Raw genomic sequence first — 17,499 nt, forward strand, 5'->3', positions numbered from 1 at the left:
ACTGTTTATGCCATATAGCGAAAATCTGTTTATTAAATGATTAATCTCATTTGGAACATGAAAAAACAGCTTGAAATAAGTGTGCCATTAAACGAACGTCAATTGAAACACTTTTCATAATCAAGTGGTTCGTTTATAATGAAATATGTATAAGGGAAAATAAATATATACATACTACATCTCACCCCTCATATTGTTTATCTCCTGTGATAGGGATACATCTGAGGGTTAGTGTATTAAGATTAGAAAGTTAGTTTTATACACGCTTGACCGGAAGGGAATTCATTACCCCGGTGTCCCCAAAGAATATCCAATTGTGAACAAAACTACAGACATTTGTTGGTATCCGCTTCGTGTTACTTATAGTCGTGAACTATTGCTAAAGGAGGTGCTTGATGCCGAAAAAATTGAGAATTTTATTCCGATGCATTATGAGTACATCAGGCATGCGGATCGTAAGATACGCAAGTTGGTTCCTGTAGTACACAATCTTGTATTCGTTCATGCTTCCTTTGCATGTATTGACCATATCAAACGGTCGGTGGGTTCTTCTTTGTCCGTCCGTTATATTATGGATCGTGAGACACAGCGTCCTCTTACCGTTCCTGATTCTCAAATGCGTAGCTTTATTGCTGTTTCCGGTAATTATGAAGAACAGATTGTTTATCTTGATCCCGCTGTCACTGCTTTGCAGAAAGGAGATCGGGTACGTATTACCGGTGGTATATTTGAAGGTGTAGAAGGTGTTATTCTTCGTGTCAAAGGCGATCGGCGCGTATCCGTTTGTATAAAAGGGGTCATGGCTGTAGCCACTACCTATGTTCATCCTTCTCTGATGGAAAAAATCGAAGATTAAACTATTCTCCCCTTATTGACTTTTATTTGCCTTGCTTTAATTCTTAACAATTAATTTTCCTCATGTCTTTGCAATCACAAATTGATACTCTGCGGCGTATCACTCATGAACTTCTTAATTTAGGTTTTGAGGGTACTCCTCTTTTTTCCAACGAATTCTGCAAACTAAATACGGAGGTCTATCGTCAATCCGAATGCCTTTTCCATTTGCATGGCTCCAATGCGGAGGAAGAAGCACAGCTCTGTTATGTTCTGCTTACAGGGTATCATGCTACCATCTATGATCATGGTGATAAAAATCAAAAGATCCAGAAGCTTCTTGATCGTAGTTGGAAAGTTCTTGATCAGCTTCCTGCTTCCCTGTTGAAATGTCAGCTACTGGTGGCTTGTTATGGAGAGGTGTTTGATGAAGATCTGTCAAAAGAGGCCCATGTTATCATTAATGGTTGGAAAGGCCGGGAGTTAACTTTAGCGGAATGTGAAGTTATCGAGTACCTGAATAGTCTGGAATCCAACCCTTGGGGTAACTGGGATGTAGAAGAGTAAAATTTGAATACAAATAACAATACGGAACTTTATTTAATAGAAATCTTATGTGTATTAGAATACTGAATTATTTTTTATTGTGCCTGGTTACACTTTTTGTGTCCTGTTCTGCTCCTAAAGAGGTACTTTATTTGCAGGATATAACTTCCTTGAAGGAAGAAAATATTGATAAGAACTACGAAGTAATTATTCATAAGGATGATTTGTTGGCAATCCTGGTGAACAGTAAAGATCCTGAATTGGCTTTGCCTTTTAATATGCCTCTGGTAAGTTATCAGATCGGAAGTCAGAATCCCGGTCAACAACGCTTGTTAGGCTATCTCGTCGATCAGAACGGGGATATCGATTTTCCTATCTTGGGGCAGCTCCATGTGGAGGGGCTGACTCGTATGCAGGTTACCGAACTAATCAAACAAAAACTCATCAGTGGAGATTTGATAAAAGATCCGATTGTTACTGTCCAGTTCCTGAACTTTAAAGTTTCTGTGATGGGTGAAGTGGCCCGTCCCGGTACATTCGATATTTCCGGTGACCGGATAACTCTATTGGAAGCCTTGAGTATGGCAGGCGATTTGACTATTTATGGCCGTCGTGACCGCGTAGCTGTTATTCGCGAAAAAGATGGTAAACGCCGTATTCTGTATCATGATCTTCGCTCTTCCGATATTTTTCAATCGCCCTGCTACTACCTTCAACAGAATGACATTGTGTATGTAGAACCTAACAAAGCGAAGACAGGTCAGAGCCGCATTAACTCCAATAATTCCGTTGGCGTATGGCTTTCTGCGGTTTCCGTGCTTGCTTCCATTACTTCTCTGATTGTCACCATGTTTAAATAACCCGGAATATAAAGAATTGATAATGAATACCGAACAGAAAAATAATAATAACCCCGGACAGGAATCTGAGATCAATATAACCGATATTTTTCGTTTTGTACTTGCCAACTGGTATTGGTTTGTACTGTCCGTTCTGGTTTGTACCGGCATCGCGTACTTTTACGTAAAGTCCTCTTCCAAAATATACAGCCGTAAGGCGTCCGTTTTGATTCGCGATGATTCAAAAGGAGGTGCAATGAGCGAATCCTCTGCTTTTGCCGATCTCTCTCTCTTTGGCGGGAAACGTAACGTGGACAATGAGGTGCTTGTTTTCCAGTCGCGCCACCTGATAGAAGAAGTAGCCCGTCGCTTGCATCTGGATATGAGCTATAAGGTGAAGAATGGCCTGCGCGAAGACGAACTTTATACGCATACGCCGGTAACGGTCTCTTTTCCGGAGGCAGAGGAACGTCAGGTTATAAAAGTAGCGGTTGTTCCCGTGGATTCCGTAACGGTACGCCTTTCCGGATTTTCCCTGGCAGTAGGCGGTGGAATCATTCATTCGGAAGAGATCTTGGATGTACATTTGAATGATACTGTTTCTACACCGATTGGTACGATGGTGGTTACTCCCACACTCTATTACACGGACGTCTTTTACGATAAACCCGTACATGTCACTAAATCCAATATGGAGAGTGTTGTCGAAAATTACCGTAATAGATTGAAAGTCTCTCTTGCCAGCAAGACGGCTACCATTATCAATCTTGTTCTGGACGATGTATCTACGGCGCGTGCGGAAGATATCCTGAATATGCTTATTGCCGTTTACAATGAGGATGTTATTAATGACAAAAACCAGATAGCCGTAAATACTTCCAAATTCATTAATGAGCGTTTGATCATCATTGAACGTGAACTGGGAAGTGTGGATGCCAATATCGAAAGTTTTAAACGTGAGAACCAATTGACGGATATTACCTCTGAGACAGGTATGTACCTTGCTAATACGAGCCGTTACCAGCAGGAAGGGCTCAGCCTGGAGAATCAGTTGAGTATTGCCAGATATATCAAAGAGTATCTGACGGACCCTCTGAAAAATTCAGATCTGATCCCTGCCAATACGGGTATCTCGGACAATAGTGTGGAATCCCAGATTAAGGAGTATAATGATATCCTTCTCAAACGTGATAAACTGGTAGCGGGAAGCAGTAGTAAGAATCCTATTGTGATGGATCTGAATAATTCTCTGAGCGCCATGAAACAGACCATTATCCGGTCAGTGGACAATCTGATTGTCGGCTTGAATATCCAACTGAAAAATATCCGTGAGCAGGAAGAACAGACCACGAAACGCATTGAGGCTGTACCTGCCCAACAGAAATATGTTCTTACGGTAGAACGTCAGCAGAAAATCAAGGAAGAACTTTATCTGTATTTGTTGAATAAACGTGAAGAAAACGCTTTGACACAGGCTATTACCGAGAGTAATGCCCGTATTATAGATTCCGCTTCGGGTAGCAGTGCCCCGATAGCTCCTAAGACAATGATAATTTTCCTGGCTTCTATTGTTTTAGGGCTGGCTATTCCCATGGGTGTATTCTGGTTGTTGAACGTGGCGGATACCAAGGTTCGTACCCGTAAGGAATTAGATAAAGTTTTAACCATTCCCTTTTTGGGCAATATTCCCCGCCACGGTAATAATAGGAGTGAGGATTCAGATGGTATTGTTGTCCGTGAGAACAGTCGTGATTCTGTTTCCGAGGCTTTCCGTATTATCCGTACAAACATGGACTTTATGCGTGTGAAGTCTGAAAAGTTGCAGGTGGTTATGTTTACTTCCGCCAATCCGGGTGCAGGTAAGACATTCGTATCGACTAATCTTGCCATGAGTATCGCCCAGACGAACAAAAAGGTTGTTTTGGTTGACGTTGATATCCGTAAGGGAACATTGAGTGGTATTTTCTCTAATTCTTCCAATCGTATGGGGCTGACGCACTACCTTTCCGGCAGTACGGATAAGGTGGACGATATTGTGGGCACGAGTGAAGAGTATGAAAAACTGGATGTTATATTCTCCGGTCCCGTACCTCCGAATCCTGCCGAATTGTTGTTGAGTGAGCGCTTTGATCATCTGATAACGGAACTTCGTAAACGTTATGATTATATTATTGTGGATAATGTTCCTGCAGGTATGGTTGCGGATGCTTCTATTGTCAATCGTGTGGCCGATCTTACTATTTTCGTAGTCCGTTCAGGTGTGATGGATCGTCGTCAGTTACCGGAACTTGAGAATATGTACCGTCAGGAGCAGCTCCGTAATATGTCGGTGATATTGAATGGAGTTCCTTCAGAGCGTAGAGGTTATGGTTACGGCTATGGCTACGGTTATGGAAACGAAAAACACAGTCATAAACACGAAAAGTATGACAGTTTGAAGAAACTGTTCTCTCGTTTTTTGAAACGTTTGTAAGAACTGACGCTTGGTAACTATCTATTTCACGTAGTCCTTTTGCTATCATACATCAACGTTTCGATGTAGGTATCATTCAGTATGTATAGAGTTATCCTTTTGTGAGACAGATGTAAATGAAAGAACGGTTTTGTAAAATAAAAAATTAAATCAAATAGAATATGCGTGATTTCAAAGACATTAAGGTCGCAGTGGCCGGTACTGGCTACGTGGGACTAAGTATAGCTATATTGCTATCATAACATCATCATGTAACGGCAGTGGATATAATTCCTGAGAAGGTGGAGAAACTCAACAATAAAATTTCTCCTATTCAAGATGAATATATCGAGAAATATTTGGCAGAGAAGTCTTTGGATTTAGTTGCCACATTGGATGGTTAAGTTAGCATACGCTGATGCTGACTTTGTGGTCATTGCAGCTCCTACCAATTACGACTCTGTGAAAAGAATTACTTCGACACAAACCATATCAAGAGGTTATAGATCTCATATTGGAAGTGAATTTTGATGCTGTCATGGTCATCAAAAGTGCCATTCCTGTTGGCTACACTCGTAATCTCTACTTGAAGTATGCTCGGAAAGGAGTAAAGAAATTCAATCTTCTCTTCTCACCGGAGTTTCTTCGTGAGAGTAAGGCACTCTATGATAATCTTTATCCAAGCCGTATCTTGTAGGTTATCCGAAAGTTATTAGTAAGCCCGAATATGAAACAGAAAATAAGGCGATTGAGTCCGTTACAGATATAGAAGAGATGTTGAAAGAAGCAGCTAAGATTTTTGCAGCCCTTTTGCAAGAAAGTGTCATCAAGGAAAACATTGATACCCTTTTTATGGGTATGAAGGATGTAGGAATTGCAAAACTTTTTACCGATACTTACCTTGCCTTTCGCGTTAGCTACTTTAATGAGCTTGACATATACGTCGAGGTTAAGGGTTTGGATAGCAAGGTAATTATTAAAGGTGTAGGTTTAGGCCTTACGTATCGGTATAAATTATAACAACCCGTCATTTGGTTATGGTGGTTATTGCTCGCCCAAAGATACAATGATTCTTAACGACAATCCATATTTTAAGGCAGCATAGAGTTTATTTCTCACAATGATCTCAAATCGTTTCCTGTAGGCACGTTCGATGATGAGAACAGTTACATTCATTCAGATTTATAAAAACACTTAATATATATCATGTTCAATCTTGATAAATTCATTGCTGATTCAGTGACGAACCGTCCGGTCAGTATGTTTGCAAAAGATATTGAAGCAAACAAAGAGAAACTTACCGAAGAAATTAAGGGTAAGAAAGTATGTGTAATTGGTGGAGCTGGCTCTATTGGTTCAAGTTTTATCAAAGCAGTTCTTCGCTTTGAACCAGCTTCTGTTGTTGTGGTGGACCTCAATGAAAATGGTCTAGCAGAGCTTGTTCGTGATGTACGCTCAACGGAAGGACTTTATGTTCCAGATGAGTTCCGTTGCTATACACTCAACTTTGCAGATTCTATTTTTGAACGTATTTTCCATGAGGAAAAGGGATTTGATATCTTTGCCAACTTCTCTGCTCATAAACATGTACGTTCAGAGAAAGACCGTTATAGTGTTCAGGCTCTCATTGAGAACAATGATATCAAGGCTAAGAAGTTGATGGATTTGCTTACTGTATATCCTCCAAAGCATTTTTTCTGTGTTTCTACTGATAAGGCGGCAAACCCAGTAAATATTATGGGGGCCAGCAAGCGAATCATGGAAGATCTTGTTATGGCTTATAATAAGTACTTCAAGGTCACAACAGCTCGTTTTGCAAACGTAGCCTTCTCCAACGGATCTCTTCCTGATGGATGGATTCATCGTCTGCAGAAGAAGCAGCCACTTGCAGCACCATCAGATGTAAAGCGTTATTTCGTTTCTCCAGAGGAGTCTGGCCAAATCTGTATGCTCGCATGTATTCTTGGTAAGGGCGGTGAGGTATTCTTCCCTAAACTTGGTGAAGACCAGATGCTCACATTCTCTTCTATTTGCGATGATTTCGTAAAGGCAGAGGGCTTCAAGAAGATTGAGTGCGACAATGATCCATCTGCAAAGAAATATGCAGCTGATATGGATTATGAATCTGATACATATCCTGTCGTTTATTTCAAGAGCGATACCACTGGTGAGAAGGCATACGAGGAGTTCTATGTCCCTGGGGAGAAGATCAATATGGAGCGTTTCTTCGCTCTTGGTGTTGTTGAACAGACAACACGTCGTAACATGGATGAGGTGAATCAATTCTTCGTTGAACTTGAAAAACTATTTACAGATGCCGACTTCACCAAGGCTCAAGTAGTAGAAGCCATAAAGACATTTATTCCAAATTTTGAACATGAAGAGAAAGGAAAAAACCTTGATCAGAAAATGTAAATCATGAAGTGGGAGACGTGTAGGAAAGATTATCTATTTACGTCTCGCTGGCTTACAGTCCGTAAAGATATTGTTAAACTTCCCTCTGGAATCCAACTTGATGATTATTATGTTCTAGAGTATCCAAATTGGGTGGTAGTAATAGTTTGTACTAAAACTGGACAATATCTCATAGAAAAATAATATCGTCATGGAATAGATAGCGTTTATTTTGAGATTTGTGCAGGAATTGTTGAACTAAATGAAGAACCAATTGAAGCAGCAAAGCGAGAACTATTAGAAAAAACAGGATATACTTCTGAGAATTGGACGTTTCTAAGTCGGAACGCTCCAAATGCGAGTGCGATGACAAATTATTGTTATTGTTTTATAGCAGAAGAGGCTAAGAAGACAATGGACTATAATCGATAGCCTTCAGAAGACATTGGAATCTATGAGGTTAGTCAGATAGAGTTAATCAAATTGTTGGAAAATGGTATGATAGTAGACAGCTCTCTATGGGAATACCTTTATAAAAAGGATAGAAAATTTAAATAAAAGTTTATTATGTCTTACAAAATTTCATTGTTTAATCTGAACTTCGATGAGAAGGAAGCTCAGGCAGCTTATGGCACTATTAAATCAGGTTGGATCTCTACTGGCCCAAAAAATGCTGAACTCGAACAAATGTTCATTGACCAGTGGCACGTAAAGTATGCTGTATCAATGTCTAACTGTACAGACTCTCTCCATGTTTGCTGTATGGTTTGTGGCTTTGGTCCTGGTGATGAGGTCATTTGTCCATCACTAACATTTGCAGCATCTTGTAACTGTATTCGTTATGTAGGAGCAACACCTGTATTTGCTGATATTGTTGGTCCTGAACATATCAATATTGACCCAAAGGATATCGAGGCAAAGATTACACCTCGTACTAAGGGTATAATCGTTGTACATATGGCTGGATTCCCTGCTGATATGGATGCTATTATGGACATTGCTAAGAAGCACAACCTCAAGGTTATTGAGGATGCTTGTCATGGACCTCTTTCTGAGTATAAGGGAAAGAAGCTTGGTACTATCGGTGACTGTGCCTCATTTAGTTTCTTCTCAAACAAGAACATCTCTACAGGAGAAGGAGGCATGTTCATTACTAACAACGAGGAAATGGCGCAAAAAGCACGTCTTATCCGCTCTCATGGTATGAGTACTATGTCATATCAGCGTGCCAGTGGTCATGCTACAGAATATGATATCACTTGTCTTGGATACAACTTCCGTATGGATGACATCCGTGCTGCTATTGCTATTGAGCAGTTGAAGAAGTTGCCAGGCGACCTTGAAACACGTATTGCTGTACGTAAGCGTTATGTAGACCGTTTGACCAAGAACCCTCGCATTGTTGTACCTTTCGCAGACAATACTGAATTTGTTTCAAACTATATATTCCCAATTGTTATTCTTGATTCGACGAAGGAAAAACGCAATGCTCTTCGTGAATTTATTCATGCTGCAGGTATTCAGACATCAGTTCACTATCCTGCTGCTCATCGTTTTTCTACATATAAGGAGTTAGCAGCGGTATTACCACAGACTGAATATGTAACAGATAATGAGGTGACACTTCCAATGTATGCAGCTCTGTCTATGGAACAGGTTGATTTTATCTGTGATACTGTGGAAGCAGGTATAAAGGAAATATATGGATAATATATTAGTTTTAGGTGCAGGTGCTTTACAAGTTCCATTAATAGAAAAGATACAATCACGGGGCTTCAATCCTGTGGTTGTATCTCTTCATGATGATGAACCAGGAATGCTCCTTGTTAAGGATAGGGTTGTTGCTGATTTTTGTGATAAGGATGTTACACTGGAAATTGCAAAGAAATTCAGTGTTAAAGGAGTTGTTACGGATCAGACAGATTTACCTGTACGTACAATAGCATATGTGTGTGATGTTCTTGGTCTTCCGAGCATAGGCTATGATACAGCATGCTTGTTCACAGATAAATATTTAATGCGTGAAAAATGCAAAGAACTTGGCATTAATACCATTAAATATGCGCTTGTAGACACTCTTGAGGAAGCGTTGTCATTCTATACAAGTTTGTCTCGACCAGCAATCATCAAACCTATTAACAATCAAGGTAGTAAAGGTGTTTATAAAGTTGATACACTAGAAGAATTAAAGTCTAAGTTTGCGGAGGCTATTCGGTATTCACGTGGAGAAGCTATCCTTATAGAAGAATTTATTACTGGTGAAGAGCTGGTTATTGAGGCTTTTGCTTGTGATGGAATTGTAGAAAACCTTGTGTGTGGGGATACTCATTATTTTAATATTCCTGATGCATTTTCTGCTTGTGAAAGAGTATTTCCTTCTCGCAATCGTTCTTCTATTTTGAAAAAAACTTTAGATCTAAATAAGAAAATTGTAAAAGGTTTTGGACTAAATAGAGGGTTGACTCACGGAGAATATATTATTGATGGAGATGAAGTTTATTTGATTGAAATAGCTGCACGTGGAGGAGGTGTATATATTTCATCTGACATTATTCCATTAATGACAGGTTTTAATTCTACTGACTTTATCATTGACATAGCTACGCAACGTGTTGTTAATACTCCTAATTATTCTTATTTTAACAGGGTTGCATGTTATATAGCTTTCTTTTTACCTGAGGGCGTTATTAATTCAATCTCTGGTGTTGATAAAGTTAAGTCATTATCATTTGTTCATCATAATAATTTAGATAGTTTATATTTAGGCAAAACTATTGGTGCTTCAATAGATAAAACCTCAAGATATTTCTTTATTTTAGAGGCTAATGATTTTGATCAGTTAGATTTGCGAGTAAATGAAATTCGTCATAATCTCAATATAACTGTTAGTAATAATACTGAAACAAAATCTATTATATGGAAATGATAAAAATTATTATCATGGGTACTACACCTTTTTCTGTTGTAATTGCTGAATTAATTAGTCGGGAAGGTATTTATGATGTAATAGGTTTTTCTACAAAAAAAGAGTTTATAAAAGAAAATACTCTTTATGGTCTCCCTATTATTGCACAAGAAAAACTTAAAGATAAATATAAGGAAGAGGATTTCGTAGTATTAAATACAATTGGTTATGGAAAAATGAATTGTATTAGAGAACGTGTAAATGAAGAATTAAAAAATGACGGCATTACTTTGTTCTCCTATATTTCAAAAAATGCAAATATTTATTCTGATGATATTGGTGAAGGATGTATTATTATGCCTGGCACATATGTTGGACCATATGTTTCAATCGGGTCGTCTTGCATAATTTATTCTAATGTATCCCTTACGCACCATATTACAATTGAATCAAATTGCTTTGTTGCTTCGGGATGCGTTGTTGGTGGTAATGTGATAATTGGACACAATTCATTCATTGGTTTGAATTCTACTATTCGAAACAGAGTTAAGTTAGCTCCTTATACTTTAGTTGGATGTTCCTCAAACGTATTAATAGACAATTCAGTTTTAGGTGCTGTGATTTTAGGAAATCCGGCTCATGTGATTGATAACAAAGATTCGCGGAATTCCATAATAAAATAAACGTTATGAAGCAAGATATTAGAAATCGTATTATTTCGTCCGAAACATCTATTATTAAGAGTTTAAGACGAATGGATTCAGAAAAAACTAAGATACTCTTTGTGTTTAATGATGAGAAGTTTGATGGATTATTAACTATTGGGGATGTACAAAGAGCTATATTAAAAAGCATTGACTTAACTCAGCCTGTTTCTGCCATTTTAGATCAGAATAAAATATATGCATCAAACAAAGAGATAATAGATTCTATAAAAGAAAAAATGGAGCGTCTCCGTGCCGAATGTATGCCGGTTCTTGATGAATCTGGTAATTTGGTTGAGGTGTATTTCTGGAAAGATTTCTTTGGAAAAAAAAATGATAAAGAATCTTTGTCTATCCCTGTCATTATTATGGCAGGTGGAAAAGGAACTCGTTTAGCCCCTTTAACTAATATCTACCCTAAGCCCTTAATTCCAATAGGTGAAAAGACCATAATTGAAACTATTATGGACAAGTTTGTCGATTATAATTGTCATGACTTCTATTTATCAGTCAATTATAAGGCAGATACAATAAAAAACTATTTTGATTTTATTAAGAATCCTGATTATAATGTTAGCTATTTCCAGGAGGAAAAACCTATGGGTACCGCGGGTAGTTTAGTTCTGCTAAAGGATAAAATACATAGCACATTTTTCGTATCTAATTGTGATATTCTTATCAATGAGGATTATGCTCAAATACTAAATTACCATAAACAAAATAAGAATGAATTGACAGTTATAGCTGCAATCAAAACACTTTCAATTCCTTATGGTACAATAATTACTGGTGAGAATGGATTGTTGGAGTCTATTGAAGAGAAACCGACCTTGTCATTCCAGATTAATACTGGACTCTATATTCTTGAACCTACGGTGTTTGATTTGATACCAAATGATTTCTTTCATATTACGCACTTAATGGAAGCTTTAAAGGAAAATGGAAGGAGAGTTGGTGTTTATCCAATCAGCCAAAATGATTATCAAGATATGGGAAATTGGGATGAATATCTAAAGATGGTAAGAGAATAAATGGTACCAAAAATAAAAGTCGTATGGATTACTGAATTCTCTAATGAGAAAATTAGAGCAAAATTACATTTTAAGCCTAACGTTTTTGAATCTTTTGTTAAGTGGTTTCATGGAGAAAATATAACTGTATCTCATTCCGATTTAGGACAATGGATAACGAATGGAATTGAAGAGTTTAAATCTTTTGGTGATGTTGAATTACATGTAATTGCTCCATTTAATTATTTGAATACTAGTGTTGCCCGCTTTGAAATAGAAGGCATAAAATACTATTTCATTAACAATGAGTTTCGTTCAACGAAAGAGATGATTCTTCGTAAAATTAATAATAATCATTACTGTCAGTATAATAAAAATAGTAAGAGAATCTCTGACATAATACTTAGGATTAACCCAGATATTATTCATCTAATTGGTGCTGAAAATGCACATTATGCATTATCAATATTAAAAATTCCTCATAAATTTCCAATTATTACTCAGTTGCAAACTTTTGTTAATGATCGAGATTTTAAGAGAAATTATATTTTGAATGAAAATGTATATAAACAAAAAGCAGATGCAGAGATAAAAGTATTGAGAAGATCTGATTATGTCGGAAATAAAGCTTCGAAGTACGTGAAACTTGTGCATGAAGTGATTGATAAAGATAAAGTTGTTCTTAATACTACCTTAGCTTTATCAGAACCAATTAATCTTAATCCATGCAAAAAAGATTTTGATTTTGTATATTTTTCGAAGGAACTAGAAAAAGCAGGAGACTGGGCTGTAGAGGCATTTTGTTTGTTGACAAAACAAAAACCCAATGCGACTTTATTGATGGTTGGTGAATATAATTTGAGCATTTATAATAAGCTTGTTGACAGATTAAGAATCTTCGGTGTTGAGGGGAGTGTTACTTTTGCTGGTAAGCAAAAGACTCATGATGATGTAATCAAACTTGTTAGAAAAGCCCGTTTTGCGGTTCTTCCATTAAAGATCGATTATATTTCTGGTACAATCCGCGAAGCTATGGCTAATGGAATTCCTGTTGTTACAACAATTACTCCAGGAACTCCGACGCTTAACGAATTTCGTGAAAGTGTAATATTATCTGAAAAGGGTGATTATTCTGCCATGGCAGAAAATATGTTTTTATTAATGGAAGACGATAGTTTTGCTAACAAAATTTTGCAAAACGCAGCTATTACTGTTAAAGAAATATTGAATAATACAACGGAAATGCGTCATTGGGTAGATATATATAGGGCTATCATTGCTAATAAAAGAGAAAATTTGCCTATTCCTGACAACTTTCTTTCTAAAGAATAATATGGCATTTCAAGTAGATAAAGGAAAAATAGCAAAGAATACCATAGCCTTGTATTTGAGACTTGGATTTACTATGGTGATTTCTTTTTTTACAGCACGAATAACTCTTGAACAGTTAGGTGTTGAAGATTATGGACTTAACAATCTTGTAGGAAGTGTAGTATCAATGCTTACCTTCCTTAACGGTTCAATGGGTACTGCAGTTCAAAGATATTTTAGTATAGAGATTGGTCAAGATAATGAAAGCAACTTAAAAAAAGTATTTGGTGTTGGTCTTAGCTTGCATATAATCGTTGCAATATTTACTTTTATTGTAGCTGAAATCTTTGCGGTTTTCTTTCTATCTAAAATGAATATTCCCGATAGTAGAATGTGGGCAGCACAGATGGTGTTTCAGATATCAGTAGTCTCTTTGATATTAAATATTTTAAATGTTCCTCATGCTGCATTACTTCGTGCTCGTGAAATGTTTACTAAGATGGCTTCAATCGAAATAGCAATTGCTATTCTACGATTATTGGTATTATATTTACTTGTAACGATCTCTTATGACAAATTAATTACTTTGTCTTTTTTGAACCTCGGAGTAACAGTAGCATATATTGGAAGTCTAACATGGCTAGCTTACAAATTTGATGAATCTTGTACTAAGCCTTTATGGGATTCTATACTAGTAAAAAAAATGCTAGACTTTATTTCAATGCTTGTGATAACAGTTTTAGCTCAACTAGCAAAAGTGCAGGGATTGGTTTTTCTTATCAATTTGTTCTTTGGGCTTGCAATTAACGCAGCTTATGCTATTGCTGTTCAAGTTTCAAATATTGTTAATGGCTTTATAACCAATTTTAAATTAGCTGTTGTTCCTCAGATGATGTCTTCTTATGGGGCTGGTGATTTAAAGACAATGCACAGAATTATAAATACAGGTACAAAAATGACTTTCTTGTTGTTAATAACTTTGTCGTTTCCTGTAATATTTGAATCTGATTTTTTATTAACTTTTTGGCTAAAAACTCCACCACAGTATTCTCCTGAGTTAGTCACTTTAGTATTAGTATATATAAATATTCAATCTTTTACTTATTTTCATTATCAGGGTGTTCATGCAACAGGACACATACGAAAGCAACAAATTTTCGTTTCGATATTGTATATGGTTAATATTGTTTTGGTTTGGGCATCGTTTAAGATTGGATTTAGTTTTTACTCTGCTCTATATATTAATATGATCATTAGTATGGGGCAATGTATTGTTAATCTAGTTTATGCCCATAAATTGTATAATTACGATCTTAATAATTTTCTCCGAACTTTGTTATTTCCAAGTATTTTGTTAATTTGTATTACAAGTTGTATATTACTTGTTATAACTAATATGTTACAATATGGTTATTTGAGATTTTTTGTTGTAGGGATAGTTTCTACACTATTATCATTAGGAGGTGGTTATTTCTTACTGCTTGATTCTTTAGAAAGACAAAAGGTTAAGCAGTTTGTTTTTAAACATCATTAAACACGAGCGGAATCAATGCGTATTGAAAATAGTAATATTACAACTCTAGATTATGTAGTAGTTTTATTGTTCTTAGTAATAAGTGGCAATCCAATTACTGTATTTACAAGTGATTGGTTATATATCATAGTATCAGTTATCTTAGTAATTATTTCTTTATCAACGAAAAAGAAAATCTCTGATAATTTCCTTTTTCGTTGGATGATGGGATTTGTTTTTGTTTTTATCTGCCAAGCTGCTGTAGGAGAACTAGTTTCTATACCTGCTGATATTAACTTCTTATCAAAAATTTATTCTTGTTTTTTGGTTGCATCAATCTTAGGGGTTAAATTTAGATATGTATACATGCGTGTCATGGTCTTGCTATCCCTAATTTCGCTACCACTATTTTTTATAAATTATATAGGAATTGAATTTAGTGGTATCAGATTTGATCGCTATGTCTCTTTAGTATTATATAATTATATACCTAGATCACAATTTATCGATATGCGAAATGCAGGTATGTTCTGGGAGCCTGGCGCTTTTCAAGGATATATTCTTTTAGTTCCTCTATTATATACAAATTCTATTCAGCAATTTTATAAAACATATAAAAAAGAGAGTTTTATTTTGTTTCTTGCTCTTCTTTCGACTATGAGTACAACTGGATATTTGACATTTGGTGTTTTTATTTTTCTTGTACTTTTCAAAAATGTCAAAAATCCATTTTTAAGGGTTGTTTCAATAGTGTCTATCATATGCATTTCTATGTGGATGTTCAATTCTTTAGACTTTATGGGAGGTAAAATTGTAAGTGAATATAATAATGCTATGTCAATGAGTAATGGGGATATTTCTTGGACACGTATGGGTTCAGCTCAAATCGACCTATTAAATATTGCCAGGCATCCTATTATTGGAAATGGATTCATTATGGATCAAAAATATCCAGGTATTGGTGAGTTAATGGCAGGAGCTGGTAACGGTTTCACAGGCGTTATTAACTCTTTTGGTATTCCATTGATGCTTATGTTTTTTATTACCATATACAGAAATGCTCCTTCAGAAAAGTCATATTTTAAATTGGTTTTTCTTGTAATCTATATTATGTTACTCAATGGTGAGTATTTTTTGAATTATCCATTCTTTTGGATAGTGATATTCTTAATTTATCCTTCTAATAGGAATTTTATGTATATAAAAGGATGAGAACTATTGCAATATTAATGACAGTTTTTAACCGTAAAGATACTACTATTAGATGTCTTACGGACTTGAATAATCAACAATATGACAGGGATACTTTTCATATTGATGTTTATCTAACTGATGATGGGTGCACAGATGGAACTCCAGAAGCAATATCTAAGCTATTCCCTGATGTCAAAATAATTAGTGGAGATGGAAGCCTATTTTGGAATCGGGGAATGTATGTGGCTTGGTGCGAAGCTTTAAAAAATGATTATGATTATTATCTTTGGCTTAATGATGATACATTTATAAAACAAGATGCCATTTCGAGATTACTAGTTGATTCAAGTATATATCATGATAGAGCGATTATCGTAGGCTCAACATGCGAAGTAGGTAATCCTTCAAAAATCACTTATGGAGGCTGGTCCAATTATAGACTGAATGTGGACTTGAGTACACATCAGGTTTGCGATGCTATAAATGGGAATATAGTATTGGTACCTCGTTCTGTTTACAAAGCACTTGGTACTAATGATCCATATTATAGACATGCAGCAGGTGATACCGATTATGGTTTTAGAGCAAAAGAACATGGAATTCCTGTTTATACTGGTATAGGTGTTTTTGGGGAGTGCAATCTTCATGAAAAAACTGTCGTTTGGATGGATCCAACTCATTCTTTTGTTAAGAGATGGAATAATTTTTTGAGTCCCGTTGGTAATAATCCATTTGAAATGTTTTATTTTAAAAGAAAACATTATGGACTATTTCTTGCTTGTATAACATTTATTACTAATTGGACGCATTTCTTTTTTCCATGGTTCTGGCCTAGTTGCTACAAAAAATATAAATAGAGATGAAAACACCGGTATTACTTATTGCTTTCAATCGATTTGATACTTTGAGAACGGTTTTTGATCGCGTAAGACTGGCAAAACCTCCTATTCTATTTATCGCAGTTGATGGTCCTCGAGACGGTAATGAGTCTGATAGGATCGGTACTGAGCAGGTAAAAGGTATTTCTAAGATGGTAGATTGGGATTGTATTGTTCATACACGTTATCTAGAAAGAAATCTTGGTTGTGGTTATGCTCCATCTACGGCAATATCATGGGCATTTGAACATTGTGATCGTTTAATCGTCCTAGAAGATGATTGTCTCCCGTGTCATTCGTTTTTTACATTTTGTGACGAGATGCTCGAGTTATATGCTGCAGACAACCGAATTGGCATGATTTCAGGTTGGTCTCCTCTACAAGATAGTGATTTTTTTCATGGCTACGATTATTTATTTTCTTTATTAGGTAATTCTTTAGGTTGGGCGACTTGGAAAAATCGTTGGCTTCAATTTGATATGGAAATGTCAGATTTTAATAGATTCTATGCTGAAGGGAAATCCTATGATATCATTGGGTCTAAAACTTTAGGATGGCATTATAATTATCATTTTAAAAAACGATTTTTAAACATTGAAGAAGAGAAAAAGCATTCATGGGATACTCAATGGTTTTATGCTAGGTATAAAAACTCATATCTTTCAATTATTCCAGTCTACAACCAAATCAAATATATTGGGTTTGATTCTGGTACTCATGTGCCAGCTTCAGCAAGTTATTTAATGATTCCATCTCATGAATTGCCTGGCGAAATTAAACACCCTTGTTTTGTCAGCCCAAATCGAAGATATACTTCTTCTTTGTTCTGGAAAATTCAAAAAAGAAGGTGTGGGATAAAAAATATTTTAGCCCATTTACTAACTTTTTTCAAGAGAAAATGTAAAGGTTTATAATAAAC

The 17,499-nt window shown here is 36.1% G+C and carries 16 protein-coding genes and 1 pseudogene; all 17 read left to right on the forward strand.

The window, feature by feature from the left end; translation table 11 throughout:
* Positions 1-316 precede the first annotated feature (316 nt).
* Positions 317-856: a UpxY family transcription antiterminator gene (locus tag QX565_RS11055; protein ID WP_122200948.1), complete on the forward strand. Its 540-nt coding sequence runs from the start codon at positions 317-319 to the stop codon at positions 854-856.
* A gap of 62 nt (positions 857-918) precedes the next feature.
* Positions 919-1,401 (forward strand): UpxZ family transcription anti-terminator antagonist, encoded by a 483-nt coding sequence (locus QX565_RS11060; protein WP_122200949.1) that lies wholly within the window; start codon positions 919-921, stop codon positions 1,399-1,401.
* A gap of 47 nt (positions 1,402-1,448) precedes the next feature.
* A complete protein-coding gene (locus tag QX565_RS11065; RefSeq protein WP_221648739.1) occupies positions 1,449-2,240 on the forward strand; it encodes a polysaccharide biosynthesis/export family protein in 792 nt (263 codons plus the stop codon).
* 22 nt (positions 2,241-2,262) lie between these two features.
* Positions 2,263-4,692: a GumC family protein gene (locus QX565_RS11070; RefSeq protein WP_289292795.1), complete on the forward strand. Its 2,430-nt coding sequence runs from the start codon at positions 2,263-2,265 to the stop codon at positions 4,690-4,692.
* A 161-nt stretch (positions 4,693-4,853) separates the two neighbouring features.
* A pseudogene (locus QX565_RS11075) lies at positions 4,854-5,755 on the forward strand (3-hydroxyacyl-CoA dehydrogenase NAD-binding domain-containing protein); the annotation flags it as partial.
* Between the two features lie 122 nt (positions 5,756-5,877).
* Positions 5,878-7,086: a UDP-N-acetylglucosamine 4,6-dehydratase gene (locus QX565_RS11080; RefSeq protein WP_221648737.1), complete on the forward strand. Its 1,209-nt coding sequence runs from the start codon at positions 5,878-5,880 to the stop codon at positions 7,084-7,086.
* A gap of 3 nt (positions 7,087-7,089) precedes the next feature.
* Positions 7,090-7,269 carry a hypothetical protein gene (locus QX565_RS20645; RefSeq protein ID WP_502874522.1) on the forward strand — a complete coding sequence of 60 codons (180 nt, stop codon included), beginning with the start codon at positions 7,090-7,092 and terminating at the stop codon, positions 7,267-7,269.
* A 33-nt stretch (positions 7,270-7,302) separates the two neighbouring features.
* Positions 7,303-7,497, forward strand: a complete 195-nt coding sequence (locus QX565_RS20600) for an NUDIX hydrolase (protein WP_354003817.1) — start codon at positions 7,303-7,305, stop codon at positions 7,495-7,497.
* 135 nt (positions 7,498-7,632) lie between these two features.
* The gene (locus QX565_RS11085) at positions 7,633-8,775 is read left to right on the forward strand and encodes a DegT/DnrJ/EryC1/StrS family aminotransferase (protein WP_221648736.1); all 1,143 of its coding nucleotides are present in this window, start codon (positions 7,633-7,635) and stop codon (positions 8,773-8,775) included.
* A complete protein-coding gene (locus QX565_RS11090) occupies positions 8,768-9,991 on the forward strand; it encodes an ATP-grasp domain-containing protein (RefSeq protein WP_221648735.1) in 1,224 nt (407 codons plus the stop codon). The genes QX565_RS11085 and QX565_RS11090 overlap by 8 nt, the downstream gene beginning before the upstream one ends.
* Complete coding sequence (locus QX565_RS11095; RefSeq protein WP_195450287.1) at positions 9,982-10,653, forward strand: PglD-related sugar-binding protein; 672 nt, start codon at positions 9,982-9,984, stop codon at positions 10,651-10,653. The genes QX565_RS11090 and QX565_RS11095 overlap by 10 nt, the downstream gene beginning before the upstream one ends.
* Before the next feature lie 5 nt (positions 10,654-10,658).
* Positions 10,659-11,705, forward strand: a complete 1,047-nt coding sequence (locus QX565_RS11100) for a nucleotidyltransferase family protein (protein WP_221648734.1) — start codon at positions 10,659-10,661, stop codon at positions 11,703-11,705.
* Positions 11,706-13,016 carry a glycosyltransferase family 4 protein gene (locus tag QX565_RS11105; protein ID WP_221648733.1) on the forward strand — a complete coding sequence of 437 codons (1,311 nt, stop codon included), beginning with the start codon at positions 11,706-11,708 and terminating at the stop codon, positions 13,014-13,016.
* Between the two features lies 1 nt (position 13,017).
* Positions 13,018-14,529, forward strand: coding sequence for a lipopolysaccharide biosynthesis protein (locus tag QX565_RS11110; protein ID WP_195450284.1), 1,512 nt, complete (start codon positions 13,018-13,020; stop codon positions 14,527-14,529).
* 15 nt (positions 14,530-14,544) lie between these two features.
* A complete protein-coding gene (locus tag QX565_RS11115) occupies positions 14,545-15,720 on the forward strand; it encodes a hypothetical protein (protein WP_221648732.1) in 1,176 nt (391 codons plus the stop codon).
* Positions 15,717-16,559: a glycosyltransferase family 2 protein gene (locus QX565_RS11120; protein ID WP_221648731.1), complete on the forward strand. Its 843-nt coding sequence runs from the start codon at positions 15,717-15,719 to the stop codon at positions 16,557-16,559. Before QX565_RS11115 ends, QX565_RS11120 begins: the two co-directional genes overlap by 4 nt.
* A gap of 2 nt (positions 16,560-16,561) precedes the next feature.
* Positions 16,562-17,494, forward strand: a complete 933-nt coding sequence (locus QX565_RS11125) for a glycosyltransferase family protein (RefSeq protein ID WP_195450281.1) — start codon at positions 16,562-16,564, stop codon at positions 17,492-17,494.
* Positions 17,495-17,499: the final 5 nt, after the last annotated feature.

It is taken from the genome of Bacteroides sp. 41_26 (assembly GCF_949740115.1).
In the GTDB taxonomy this organism is placed as follows: domain Bacteria; phylum Bacteroidota; class Bacteroidia; order Bacteroidales; family Bacteroidaceae; genus Bacteroides; species Bacteroides nordii.